Genomic DNA, 13,466 nt, shown 5'->3' on the forward strand with positions numbered 1-13,466 from the left:
AATAATAACAGTTTACCGGCTATTTTTTTTAATTCTTAATTTGTCTAAAAAATTAGACAAAAGTTTGACTTTTATTTGTTGTCTAAAAATATAGACGTATATTTGAGGTGTGATAATATATAAACAGGAAAGATTATGCAGCTAACAAAGGCAGAAGAACAAATAATGCAAATACTATGGACGATTGACGAAGGCACTGTTCAGGATATTCGGGAGAAGTTTTCGGATGTAAAGCCGGCTCGTACTACCGTTGCTACAATTCTTAGTATTTTGGAAAATAAGGGCTTTGTAGATCATACAACAAATGGCAGGGTAAATGTTTATTCATCTTTAATTTCGAAAGATGAGTATTCGAAAAAACAATTGTTCGGTTTTTTGAAAAATTATTTTAATGGATCTTTTTCGGCATTAACATCGTTTTTTGCAAAGGAGAGCAATCTTAATGTCGAGGATTTAGATAAGCTGCTGGAAGAAACCCGAAAGGAATTAGAGAAAGAGCAAAACAACGAAGAGTAATGAAAGAGTTAATCGTTTATTTGTTGAAATCGTCGGCATGTATTTCAATTTTTTTATTGATTTACGGTCTGTTTTTCAGGCAATCAACTTTTTTGCGTTTCAATAGGGCCTATTTATTGGGCGGGCTCATTCTGTCGTTTGTTTTGCCTGCTTTCAGGTATACATACGATGTGGTAATAAGTATGTCTGCCGATAAACAGCAACATGTAGCTTTGGCAGGAGAGGATATTGTAACGGTTGCCGCTACATCTTCGTTCGATTATTGGATACTTCTGGGTGGTATATATTTAGTGGGGCTACTTTTTGTTTTAACCCGAAATATCAAATCATATATTAAAACGGTAAAGTTACACAGGCAAGGATTGAAGATTAAAGACGAAGGTTACAGAGTTATTGATAGTGAGAATATCAAATCGCCTTTTACGGTATTTGAGAATATATATGTAAATTCTTCAGGTTTAAGCAGAATTGAGTATGACTCGGTTCTTACACACGAAAAAACACATGTGAAACAAAAGCACTGGATCGATTTATTATGTAGCGAGTGCGCGCTGTTGCTACAATGGTTCAATGCGCTAATGTGGTTATATGTATATTACCAGAAAGAAAATCATGAATTTTTGGCAGACAAGGCAGTGCTGGATAGCGGAGTGTCTCAGGCATGTTACAAGGCTGTTCTTATAAATCAACAATTCAAGGGCCCTGTTTTTTCTTTCTCAAATTCATTTAGTTATTCTAATCAATTAAACCGATTAAAAATGATGAAAAAAACAAAAACATCGCCTATAAAAAAAGTTGTACTATTGGTATTAGTACCTGTTTTCGGAGTATATTATTGGGCCTCGGCTACCCCCAATTACATAATTGAAGATAAAGTTTATGAGGCTGAAGTAACAGCAACCACAGTTAAAGGCAATTCTGCTATCGATATACAGGGGATAAAAGGGAATCCATTAATATATGTAGACGAAAAAAGAGTTACTAAAGAAGAACTCGGTTCTATGGTCCTTAACCGGATAGAAGAAGTGGAGGTGTTGAAAGATGAAGAGGCAATGGAGCAGTTTGGCCCCGAAGCTAAAGATGGGGTGTTAAAACTATATTCGAAAAAGAGAGAGGGTGGCAAGGCTAATAATGTTTCCGAACCGTTAGGCAAAAAGACGGATGCCACAAAATTAGAGATAGTTATGAATGGGGCTGATGCAGAAGGCGATGTGCCGAAAACGAAGAAGGTAACAGTGCATCTTGTGCAGAAAGATGACAGCCTTAAAATGGAAGCCAATCAGTTTTTTATGAAAAATGATAGTGGAGAAAAAGTTCAGTTTTTTGTTCGTTGCAACGAAACAGAAAAACCTGTGTTCATTATCGACGATGTAGAACAGCCATTCGAAAAATGGAATGCGATAGATTCGGATTCGATAAAAGAGATTGTGGTTTTAAAAGAAAAGGCTGCGGAAGAAAAGTATGGGGATAAAGGAAAAAATGGGGTTGTTATTGTTAAAATGAAAAAAATGACACAATAAATAACGCTTTTCGATAAAAAACTTTTAATAAAAAAGAGGGTAACTGCTTTTTTCGATGTAACTTTGCATCAAAGCGGATGCCCTCTTAATTTTTTCTTGCATTTTTCTGAGAAATCCATGCAACGATTTAGTTAATTTGGCGTCTTTGTAACTAGATGCGGTTTTATTAATATCTCTTAATCCGGAGGAATTGGTCGGATGGAAAAAGATGAATGTGAAAATCTTTAAAATAAAGTATTGGTTGATACTATCTATCATAGTGTTATCGTCTTGTAATGGAGATGATGACAGCTTTATTGGAGCAAAAAAACATTTGCCCGAGAGAATAATTTTAGATGGAGAAATAAGTACTACCGCAGTAAATTACAAATACGATCAGAATAATCGTTTGATAAATGTGCTGAAAACAGAAAATTATGTAACCGACGGAAAAGAATATTCTGTTTCGTTTGATATTTCATACAACTCGGTAAATAATATATCGAACGTAATAAGAACTACAACAAGTAGCGAAGATAAAAATTATGTTGATATCGATACTATTGGCTTTATTTATGAAGGTACCAACGTATATGCCGGCGATACAAGGTTCGAAATAAATACAGAGGGGCAGTTGTTAAGTATAAACATAATCGACAACGGTACAGAGGTAAACCAGAGTTTGTGTAGTTACGATTCGTATGGAAATTTAAATCGCTATGTGCTTAAAGATGAGACAGGAACGATTGTAACAGATTTAACTTACGAATACGATGATAAAAAAGGGATATTCGGAGATGTGAATACCCCCCAATGGTTTTTCCTTGCGTTTTTGGAAGAAGGCTTTAACTTTGCCAATAATAATATAGAACAGGTTTCGAATGTAAGGGATGGAAGCCTGAAAGATATAACACGGAACTACAAATATAATGTAGAAGGATATCCTGTAAGCGAATGGATTTATTTGTCGGAATATTCTTTAACGGTTGATGTAGAACCGCTAAAAATAATATACAAAGTAGTAAATTAAGAAAAGGTATTACGATTATAGATGAAAGGCTCTAGAAATGCCATATTATTTTCTTTTTTTCTGATTGTTGTAACACTATTTGGGTGTAGCGACGATTCGGAAACAATAGGGAAAGATATACCACCGGGGGATATTTCCGAATACTCTCCTCCCTGTTTGTGGAATAAAAGCGCCGTTGTGTCTAATCGGGTACTAATAATAAATTCTGAAGCAGAATTGGATAAGCTACTTTTGTGTGAGCTCGAAACATCGGAAATTAATTTTGTAGATCATTCTGTTTTAGTTGTATCAGGACCTATACCATTTGCCGTAAAGGATAAAAGAATGAGCAAAATAACCCGGAAGCTGGTTCAGGAAACTAAAAGCGAATACACATTACGGTTAGAAATTGTATTTGAGGATTCAGTAACTTCGGGAAACTCCAATAACAATACTACGGACGATAAAAATGTAAACTCGGACGGAGTGAATTGGTACGTTGCCCTCGAAACACTTAAGATACAACAAAATACAATGATCAATCTTGTTATAAATTACGTAGCTCAGTAATTTATATTTGTTCATTCAGCCATTTTTTTAATAAATTTACTTTTCGTATCAGACAACTGGCACACGATTGTGGCTGTTCGTTTGTATCGAATACTTCGTTATAAATACTGTAAATTCGGCTCATGCTATAACGATGGCTTTGTTCTACGTCCGAAATCAGTTCATTAACTTTCTGTTTTAAATCCATTTTGAGTTTAATTTATTCATCTATTCTGTTTTTCTCAATAGTGTAAAGAATCAGGAATATCGCGAATGATACAACAAGCCCGCCGGCGAAAGTAGCAGGCAATTTATATATCAGGCTGCAAATAAAGGATAATATCCACCCTATATGAAATGTGGCACAAGGCCGGCAATTGAAAGGCTTTCTGTCGAACCACGAATGAATGAGCGGTAGCGAATATCGAGGATGCTCAGTTAGCAATTTTCCTGCCAGCAGAGCCGTAAACGCAATACATCCTATTGATATTATAATGTTCATTTGTTTAATGATTTTATAAATTTATCCTGTTCTTCTTCAGCTTTGTTTTTTTCGATTTTGTACAGCAGGAATCCAAACACCTCGACAACCTTCTTTGCCAAGATCTCGTCAAAAAGTAGTATTTTATCTTCTGCCAGATCGGCAATGATTTTATACCATCCCCATTTTCTACAAAACTGTGAATAAATTCCCGATACAGGTCGACTTGCTGTTCTATTTGAGAATAGAGGTGCGAAATTCTCTCTGATTGTTCTTTTCGAAGCAAAAAAAAAGCGAGCAAAGGTAATGCTTGATCCATTGTTAACTGTTCGAACAAAGGCTGGCGACTTTCGCTTGTTTTACTATTATAAATTTCTCCGATAGGACGACACAGTATAGAAAGTGTGGTGGATAGTTGTTTTGAATTGTCAGATTCTAATACCGATTCAATATCTACCCATTCGGCTAAAGTCAGATCGTCGGAAAAAGATATAAAGTATTCTTTGCCTTCAAGTATAATCGAGTTGGCAGGTGTGTTGATACTGTCTTCAAAAATAAAATTTAAATTCTCTTTTATGATATCGAATACCTGAACGGGGCTGTTTAAAATAAAAGCCGGATCGGTATTACATATATTGGCAATGTATGTAATATATTGTGTTTGATTTTGAGGAGTATAAGAAAACCATCTCTCATAGTCGCAAAGTTTTATTTCGTTCCACGATTGTGGTACGTTTATTTGTTGCTCGTTGTTCAATGTTATAGTCAGCATAATTTAAATATTTAGTTCACTTGATAGATAATTTGCTCGAAAAAAAACGGAAAATATACAGGCCGTTTATCTATAAGTAAAAAAGATTATGGGATATTTTTCGAATGAGAGGATTGCAAAGGTTCACGAACCGGCAAAGATAACATTAGCTAATACTCCGAATTTTGTGGAGTTTTTGTCGAAAGGCACAGCTTCGGGCGATAAAAATGGAAGATTGGCATTAGAGGTATTGCGAACAGATTTCACTGTTCCCGATGCTGGTGATGAGGATATTTTGGTGAAAAAACTGAGTAAGATTGAGATAAAAGGAGCCGACTCGACATTCAGTTTAAAGCTTACCGGAACTTTTCGTAATGGGAGGGTAAACGATACAACATTTCTGATAGTACGAAAGGGCGATAAAATGACGGGTAGTAATATTGCTTTAACTCAGAACGAGGCTCTTAACATTACGGCGCAAAACATACGTGCGTGTTTGATGAAGAATAATTTTTTAAAGAACAACTTCGAAATAGATATTCCTGTTGCATTAACAAACGGACGTTTACCTTTGATTGGTAATAATGTAATAGAAATTAAATCGAAAGGGGTAGGACAGCAATACAATCTGTTTGTATTTTTCAATGCACTATTTATAAATGAAAAAGGAAAAATAGATGAAAATAAAGATGAAGTTTTGTTGGGAGAGTTAATTTCGACAACCGGAGATACTATTGATGCAGGTGGTGGTGGATGCCAAATAGAATTGGATATATATACTAATACAGGATTGTTTCCGGGCGAGTCGGATAATCCGGTTTATTCAAACTTAGGACAATACGTAGGTTCGTTATCAAAATCTTATTTTGGCGAAAGGTTATGGTTCGATCCTAATCAGATGATGGCACGTAAGGTTTCGTACTCTACCGATTTTTTAAGTAAACAGGGTTGGGTAGATGCGGGTACGGCTATCGATTACAGGTTTACGGCCAAAAGGATGGAGCGGCTCAATAACGAGGTTTTTTATTATTCGAACGTATTATATGTAATAAATGGCTACAATTATCCGATGATGGAGGATAATATAGAAGAATACATATTCGATATAAACAAGCGCAATGCTATAAAGCCGTTAACTACACGCCCTGTAACTATGCATGTGAAAGGGCAGAAACAGTTCTTTAATTTTATACTTAAAGATGCCATACATTCGTTAAATAATAATCCGCGAAAGTCTGTCATCGGGTTGCTTTATAAATTTAGAACACAGTCGGGGGCATTTATAATGCAGGAATACGGGCACTTGCAAACGCAGGAAAAATTTAATATAGTAAACACCGTCGAAATGAACCTTGATGACCATATAAAGGCAGTATCTGAAAAGAAAGGGATGACTGTTGGGCAAGTAGAGGTTTTATTGTGCTGTAATGGTATAGAGGTTTCGGCTCCTGTTGTTTTCAAAATATTGCCGGAGAGGTTACATTCGGTAAATGATTTTGTATTTCTAAACAGGCTTGGAGGATGGGATAGCTTTAATTTTGGTGCAGGCATAACCACCGAATTTAAAGCATCGGTCGAAACAACGAGCCGTTCTGTGCTGCCTCAAAATCCACAAGGTAATCATTTAGATAAAGTTGCTTATAAAACAGTATCGGAGCAGTTATCTGTTAAAACCGAAGCTATACCATTGGATGTAGCTGAATGGTTAAAAGAATTGAGTTCGTCTACAACGGTTTACGAATTATCTACGGGACGTTATATTATAGCTAATGATTTTACTATAAAATACGATTCAAAAAGCGATCTTTTTCAAGGCGAGATGAAATTTAGTTATTCCGATGCATTTAATTTCAGATAAAAATATGGGCGTAAAATATTGAGTGTTAGCGTGTTGTGTATTTTTATTGAAAAAAGTTGTTTTTTTTGCTGAAAACGATGCAACATTTTCAAACAACTTGCATCTAATATATGTAAACACAAAACATATAACTATACTTGGATGTGGAAAAACTAATTTAGTTTTACATCTCTCTTAGTATGAACTTTACAGAACTGAAATTACACCCCTATATTTAAATATAGGGGTGTATTTTTTATGGAGGTTATAGCTTATGCTTGCTATTGTTACGTTTGGCAGGCAGTGCTTTTCGCTCTCCGTTTTATTGTTACGAAAATAATATAGTTTTATTTTTATACACAAGTACGCGCCTGTTTATATGGCAATCGATGGCACGTGAAAGAACTATTTTCTCAAGATCCTGTCCTTTACGAACAAGGTCTTGCACAGTATCGCGATGCGTAATACGCGTTATATCCTGTTCGATAATAGGTCCGGCATCAAGTTCAGTGGTTACGTAATGGCTTGTGGCGCCAATAATTTTTACACCACGTTCGTATGCCGCATGATAAGGTTTTGCTCCGATGAACGCAGGTAAAAACGAGTGATGTATGTTAATAACTTTGTTAGGATAACGCTCTATAAACTTATCGGTAAGTATCTGCATATATCTTGCAAGTACAATAAAATCAATCTCTTTTTCTTCCAGCAAATTCATTTGCAGGCTTTCCATTTCGTCTTTGTTATCCTTTGTAATCTTTATTACGTGGTACTCTATCCCGAATTTATCGGCTACCCATCGTAAATCCTCGTGGTTACTTATAATTAAAGGAATCTCAACATTCCATTCTCCGGCTGTGTATCGAGCCAATATATCGAACAAACAATGCGACATTTTTGAAACAAACAATGCCATTTTTGGCTTATAATCGTTAAAATATAAGCGGAATGTCATATCGTATTTTTTTGCATATAAGGTTTGGAAATACTCGCCAATTTTGTCCTTTGGTATCAGAAAATTTTCCAAATCCCACTCTATACGCATAAAGAAAGCATTTTCTTGTTTATCAACGTGTTGTTCCAGATTAATAATATTGCCGCCATTAACATGTATAAAATCGGTAATAGCAGACACTAAGCCCGGTTGGTCGGGCGAATATATTAATATAATTGCACGCGAATCGGCTTGCTGTTTTCCTTTCATAAGTAAACAAAAAGTTTTAATAGTTTAAAATTCGACAAACAAAGGTAACATATTTTTCAAATAAGATAAAAATATGTTATTTCCGGTAAATTTGGTTTTGCTTTTTTAGATTTTATTATCTTTGAAAAGTAACTTTGTAAAAATTAGATGATTATGAAAAAAACAACTTTTTTTATCTATTTAGTAACCTGCGTCACATTAGTATTTACGACATTATCGTGTGACGATGACGACGATAAAGACAAGCCAAAAGGATTTGTCACATTTGGAGCTAATTACAACATTGTTAACTGCCCTACAACTGTAACTATTTATCTTGATGGTAAAAAAATCGGAACATTAAGCGATCCCGTCGATAATATTTCCGATTGTGATCAGGAGGGGACTATTGCTAAAGAAATATCGGTTGGCGAACATTCGTATAAAGTAGAAATCAGATCGGAAAGCAATTGTCTTACAAAGGATTTAACAGGTAAGGTTGTAATATTCGAAGATGAATGCGAAAAAATATTTATAGATTATTCTCAAATATTTGATGACGTTTGTAATCAGGATGTTATAATTGATGAAAATGAATACGAAGATGCTCCAAACGATCGGTTTGCTATTCATAATATGGAAATATCGGGCGATTGTCTGAAAATAAGGTTTAGTGCCAGTGGGTGTGATGGAAATAGTTGGGTTACAAAATTAATAGACTTGGGAAGCGTTGTTGAAACAAATCCTTGTCAGAGGACTTTGAGGCTTTCTCTTAAGAACAATGAGGCTTGTGAAGCGGTGATTACAAAAGCAATATCGTTTAATATTGAAGATTTGCAGATTGAGGGCGACGACAAAGTACTTCTTAATATCTCAGGTAAATCTATCCTTTACGAGTATTAAAAAATAATCAGAAATAAGTAGTTATTCAAATTAGTCTAGTCCGGATATTTTCCGGGCTAGATTTTTTTTATACACATCCGATAATCGTTTTATTTTTTTATCTATAAACAAAAAACTATGGAAAAAAGTAAAACTTATCTCATTAAAATAGACGGGGTAGAACAAGCAATTAAAGATATTGAAATGCTTACCGACCGATTAAAACAAACAAATAATCAGTTGGCTCAGTCGCCCATATCGCAGCATATATCGTCGCTGTTCTCCGGTGTTTCGAATATAGCTAAAACGTTCGATCCTCTTCTGGTAGATATGTCTGCTAATTTAAAAGAGATTGGCGAAACGATTAAGAACCTTGATGATATTAGAGAAAAGTATCAAAAGAAAGTTGAAGAAGATAAGAAAAAAGAAGAGAAAGAAAAGAAGGAGGCCGCAGATAAAGAAACAGCGCTGATAAAAAAAATTTCGGATAAACATATCGAAAAAGATTCGATAAAGAAGAAGACCGAAATAGATACTTTGGCGAAGCAGTATGGAAGTATAGTTAAACACACAAGTGAATCGAAAAAAGTTTATGACGAATATTTCAACTACCTTCTAGGTTTATATAAGGCGGATACTGAAGAGCACAAGGTATTAATAAACGAAAAAAAGAAATATGAGGAAGAATACAAAAAGATTAATGAAGATAGCAATAAGAAATTGCAAGAAGTAAAAGAAAGTCAGGCTGCAATATCGACTAAAGACAAGGACGGTAAGGACAATACTGTTGAAACAATGCTAAAAGAATTAAAATCGTTAGAGGGGGTAGGAGATATAGACAATAAATCGATTATCGATCTCGTAAAACTCAGGGAGGATGTAAAAGCCGAAGAAAAAATTTTGACCGAGCGCAAAACACGTATCGATGAACTTGCAAAAACTATGCTTGATAAAAAAGTAGGAGGAACTTTCAATGGATATGTCAATATAAAAGAAACTATCAAAAACTATAAAGAACTAAATAAACAGAGAGAAATAGATATTAAAGATGCTGAAAATAGAAAAAATGAGATAGAGAAATTATATAACCAACAACTTGAATCTGTAAAAAAAGACAGTGGTGCATATATTGCCATTGAAGAGGAGAAAAAGAAAAAATTATACGAAGTAGATTCGCAGATTATAGCAAACTCGCAAGCTATGAAAGACGAGGCGAAAGCCGTAGGCGATTCAATTGCCGAAAATATAACTAAAAAGCATGCCGAACTGGAGAATTATTATAGTATTGCAACAAAATCGTTAACCGATTTACTGGCATATCAGCTTGTTGGTTTAGAGGATGAAAAAAAAGCTGTTACAAAAGTACTGGAAGAAAAAGAGAAAGCACAAAAAGAACACCAGTCGAAAATCGAATCTCTGAAAAAAGAAGCGGCAACAGCCGATGGAGGACGGGCAATAGTGCTGCAAGAACAGTTGGCCCGCGAAATGGAAGCACAGGCTGCTTTACTAGCCCAAAAGAAAGATGCTGAAAAGGAAAAGGAACAGATTGAAAAACAAATTGAACGAAAGAAAAAGCAACAAGCAAAAATAGCTAAAGTGCAGGAAATAGCTAAAGCCACAGCCGATCAGGCAGCAGCGATAATAAAAGCATGGAGTATGGGACCCGTGCTGGGACCTATAATGGCGGCTTTTACCTTAGCAGCCACAAGCATTCAGGTACTTAAAATGAAGCGTGAGTGGGAAAAGTTGCAAGATGGCGGTTTGTTGCGTGGTAGACGTCATTCGCAGGGCGGTATGCGTATTGAGGGTACTAATATAGAGGTTGAGGGCGATGAGTTTGTTGTTAATCGTGTTTCTACCCGAAAAAATATGGGGCTTATCAAATATATTAATCAGAACCGTCGCGAGTTATCGCCAGCCGATATATATTCTTATTATAGCCGTTCGGGAGCCAACCCTCAGCCCCGAAGTATGCCCGTTTCTCCCGTGCAAAAAATATACGAAAATGGAGGGGCATTAACAAATCTTGATATTGTACGCGAAGGCATTAGTTCCACCTCTACCGAAGACCGTGTTTTGGAGGCCATTTCAAAAATAAACTTTCAGCCGGTAGTATCGGTTGTCGACATCATAGATGCTCAGGAATCGGTAACTAATATCAGGCAGATAGCTGGAGTTTAAAATAAAAGTCTGATAAAAAAGCAAGTTTCAGCCAAATGAGGACAACCGACTGATAATGTGCGGGAAACGTTCTTTGTTTGGCTTTTCTTTTGGACGGCAAAAGCCACCGATAGACAAAGGTAAGACAAAGTTGGGTTACCACATCATTACCAACGGCAAAAATGCAAATCGGCTATAAGTCACTAATTGTCTGCCTCTTGCGTTGCATCGCATAACCCCTTGTAACTCAAAGTAAAGTAATTTTGTAACCATTAAAACTTTGAGTAAGATGCGTAGCACTTTTAAAATTTTATTCTATTTGAAGCGGCATGCTTCTAAACCAGACGGAACAGTTCCTGTAATGGGAAGAATCACGATTGACGGAACAATCAGCCAGTTCAGTTGTAAGGTGACTGTACCGCCTCACCTTTGGGACACCAAAGCAGGCAGGCTGACAGGTAAAACCACCTTAGCCGTAAAAACAAACCTCGCATTAGACAAAATCCGTGTGGATATTAACCGCCACTATCAGGAAGTAATGCAGGCGGACGGTTTTGTTACGGCTGACAAGGTAAAGAACGCCTATTTAGGCTTAGGAGTAAAGCAAGACACATTTCTAACCCTGTTCGCAAAACACAATCAGGAGTTTTCCCGAAAGGTAGGATATAACCGTGCGGAAGGCACATATTCAAAATATTGCACTCTGTATAAGCATATGGAGAACTATATCCGTTCTGAGTACAACAGGGAAGATATATTCCTGAAAGAATTGAATCTGGCTTTTATCAATGGCTTTGAATATTACTTGCGAACAGTGCGAAAGTGTTCTACCAATACAATATGGTGTTATATGATTGGCATTAAACATATAGTAGCCATTGCACGTAATTCAGGGCAATTACCCTTTAATCCATTTGCAGGCTATCTGATAAGCCCCGAACCCAAAGACAGGGGATTCCTAAGCAAAGAGGAACTTAATTCTCTTGTCAATGCCAAGATGAAAAATGCCCAGTATGAACTGGTAAGGGATTTATTTGTGTTTTCTTGTTTTTGTGGGTTAAGTTACTCGGATGTGAAGAACCTAACTAAAGACAATCTTAAAACCTCGTTTGACGGTCATTTATGGATTATTACCCGCCGTCAGAAAACAAACACCGATTCCAGTATCCGCCTATTGGAAGTTCCCAAACGGATAATAGAGAAGTACAAAGGTTACACAAGGGATAACAGAATTTTCCCTGTACCAAGTAATAGCAGTTGTAATAATATTCTGAAAAAGATAGGCAAGCAATGCGGGATTAAAACACGGCTCACCTACCATGTTGCTCGGCACACATTCGGCACTTTATTGACTATCTCACAGGGAGTTCCGATAGAAACGGTTAGCCGGATGATGGGGCATACCAATATCAAAACCACCCAAATTTACGCCAAGATAACGAAAGAGAAAATCTCGCAGGATATGGAAGCCCTTTCATATAAGTTAGCAGGATTGGAAAAACAAATTACGGAGAGAATATAGCAGAAAAACAGGGGTAATTCCCTGTTTTTTATTCTATTGGAATACACATATAAACTTTGTACGATTGAGAAAAAGGCGTATTCTTTACAGTTTCATACATTTCATAAATATTTGCATTCCTGAATTTATATCCTTTCTCAATTAAAGTTAAGTACATAGTATTCCATGCTTTTTCAAACTCTATATCTGATAGTTCAAAATAACCTACCAAATATTTTCCTTTATCAATAAGCATTTTGCTAACACATCCTTTTGGTCTAAAGTTGTTGGGAATCGTTATGCATACGCTTTGACGATGCCTATCCATTTTCGTTACGGATGGGTCATCGTGATAAACAGTAAATAATTTGGTTTCTGGAATGTCTAACAGACTGTTTTGAGTAGCCCAGTTTAACAATTTATCGTAGGTTTCTCCAATTTGATAAAAGCTACCAACATAGCGAATATAAGCTACCTGATATTCGGGCATTCTTCTAACTTGAATATCTGCATTTTGAATAATGTTATCATTTTCAAATGTAGAAACATTAGTTTCCTCATAACTAATGGCTTTATCAGTTCTTTCAAGCAATTCTCCTTTGGCATTGTAGAAGTGCTTATCTTTTGCAAAGACTGCCTTTTCAAACTTCCGAAACTCTTGCGCGGTCATTCCAAAGTGTTTTCTAAAAGCACGATTGAAAGAGGTGTAGTTGTTGAAACCACAGCTATATGCAATCTCTGTTATTGAAGTATGTTTTTGCTCTTGAAGTAGCCTTGCTACCTTTTCAACTCGCAATCTAAGAATAAAATCGGCAGGGGTTTCACCCTCTAAAGCAGTAAATACTCTATGGAAATGAAAAGGCGAGAAGCTTGCATGACAGGCAATCTTATTAAGATTCAAAGGTTTGTCTATATTTTTTTCAATATAGATAATAACCGAATTGATTCTTGATATGTAATCATTTACACTTGTTTCCTGCCTGACTTTCATTGCCTGCAAAAATACATAAAAATTTCCTAAGTGCATGTTAGCAAGAAATGTAAGTTCTTAGCGTGTAATTTGATTTATTTTTGCATAGTATGCATGAGATGTAGCAA

At 35.9% G+C, this 13,466-nt stretch carries 13 protein-coding genes; 8 read left to right on the forward strand and 5 right to left on the reverse strand.

Features of this window, described 5'->3' with window-relative positions:
- Positions 1-135: 135 nt before the first annotated feature.
- The 4 genes from D0T53_RS09050 to D0T53_RS09065 all read left to right on the forward strand — a co-directional run bounded on the left by D0T53_RS09050 (position 136) and on the right by D0T53_RS09065 (position 3,594).
- Complete coding sequence (locus D0T53_RS09050) at positions 136-516, forward strand: BlaI/MecI/CopY family transcriptional regulator (RefSeq protein ID WP_163267060.1); 381 nt, start codon at positions 136-138, stop codon at positions 514-516.
- Entirely contained in the window at positions 516-2,036 is a 1,521-nt protein-coding gene (locus D0T53_RS09055) for a M56 family metallopeptidase (protein WP_163267062.1), read from the forward strand. Before D0T53_RS09050 ends, D0T53_RS09055 begins: the two co-directional genes overlap by 1 nt.
- 208 nt (positions 2,037-2,244) lie before the next feature.
- Entirely contained in the window at positions 2,245-3,045 is an 801-nt protein-coding gene (locus tag D0T53_RS09060) for a hypothetical protein (RefSeq protein WP_163267064.1), read from the forward strand.
- A 21-nt stretch (positions 3,046-3,066) separates the two neighbouring features.
- On the forward strand, positions 3,067-3,594 hold the full coding sequence (locus D0T53_RS09065) for a hypothetical protein (protein WP_163267066.1): 528 nt from the start codon (positions 3,067-3,069) through the stop codon (positions 3,592-3,594).
- Position 3,595: 1 nt separating this feature from the next.
- Here D0T53_RS09065 and D0T53_RS09070 read toward each other — a convergent pair whose 3' ends face one another.
- Genes D0T53_RS09070 through D0T53_RS09080 form a run of 3 tightly spaced genes read right to left on the reverse strand, consistent with a single transcriptional unit; the run spans position 3,596 to position 4,826 of the window.
- A complete protein-coding gene (locus D0T53_RS09070; protein ID WP_163267068.1) occupies positions 3,596-3,781 on the reverse strand; it encodes a hypothetical protein in 186 nt (61 codons plus the stop codon).
- A gap of 12 nt (positions 3,782-3,793) precedes the next feature.
- Positions 3,794-4,075, reverse strand: a complete 282-nt coding sequence (locus tag D0T53_RS09075) for a hypothetical protein (protein WP_163267070.1) — start codon at positions 4,073-4,075, stop codon at positions 3,794-3,796.
- Positions 4,076-4,088: 13 nt separating this feature from the next.
- Positions 4,089-4,826, reverse strand: coding sequence for a hypothetical protein (locus tag D0T53_RS09080; RefSeq protein WP_163267072.1), 738 nt, complete (start codon positions 4,824-4,826; stop codon positions 4,089-4,091).
- Between the two features lie 88 nt (positions 4,827-4,914).
- On the opposite strand from D0T53_RS09080, the gene D0T53_RS09085 reads away from it, so the two are divergent.
- Positions 4,915-6,663 (forward strand): hypothetical protein, encoded by a 1,749-nt coding sequence (locus D0T53_RS09085; RefSeq protein WP_163267074.1) that lies wholly within the window; start codon positions 4,915-4,917, stop codon positions 6,661-6,663.
- A gap of 307 nt (positions 6,664-6,970) precedes the next feature.
- Here D0T53_RS09085 and purU read toward each other — a convergent pair whose 3' ends face one another.
- Positions 6,971-7,846: a formyltetrahydrofolate deformylase gene (purU, locus tag D0T53_RS09090; protein ID WP_163267076.1), complete on the reverse strand. Its 876-nt coding sequence runs from the start codon at positions 7,844-7,846 to the stop codon at positions 6,971-6,973.
- A 153-nt stretch (positions 7,847-7,999) separates the two neighbouring features.
- On the opposite strand from purU, the gene D0T53_RS09095 reads away from it, so the two are divergent.
- The 3 genes from D0T53_RS09095 (at position 8,000) to D0T53_RS09105 (ending at position 12,389) form a co-directional block, all read left to right on the forward strand.
- Entirely contained in the window at positions 8,000-8,728 is a 729-nt protein-coding gene (locus tag D0T53_RS09095) for a hypothetical protein (protein ID WP_163267078.1), read from the forward strand.
- Positions 8,729-8,845: 117 nt separating this feature from the next.
- Positions 8,846-10,888: a phage tail tape measure protein gene (locus D0T53_RS09100; RefSeq protein WP_163267079.1), complete on the forward strand. Its 2,043-nt coding sequence runs from the start codon at positions 8,846-8,848 to the stop codon at positions 10,886-10,888.
- Between the two features lie 268 nt (positions 10,889-11,156).
- Positions 11,157-12,389 carry a site-specific integrase gene (locus tag D0T53_RS09105; protein ID WP_163267081.1) on the forward strand — a complete coding sequence of 411 codons (1,233 nt, stop codon included), beginning with the start codon at positions 11,157-11,159 and terminating at the stop codon, positions 12,387-12,389.
- 28 nt (positions 12,390-12,417) lie between these two features.
- Here D0T53_RS09105 and D0T53_RS09110 read toward each other — a convergent pair whose 3' ends face one another.
- Positions 12,418-13,395 (reverse strand): GyrI-like domain-containing protein, encoded by a 978-nt coding sequence (locus D0T53_RS09110; RefSeq protein ID WP_163267083.1) that lies wholly within the window; start codon positions 13,393-13,395, stop codon positions 12,418-12,420.
- Positions 13,396-13,466 lie beyond the last annotated feature (71 nt).

This window comes from Dysgonomonas sp. 216 (assembly GCF_010501065.1).
Lineage (GTDB): Bacteria > Bacteroidota > Bacteroidia > Bacteroidales > Dysgonomonadaceae > QVMM01.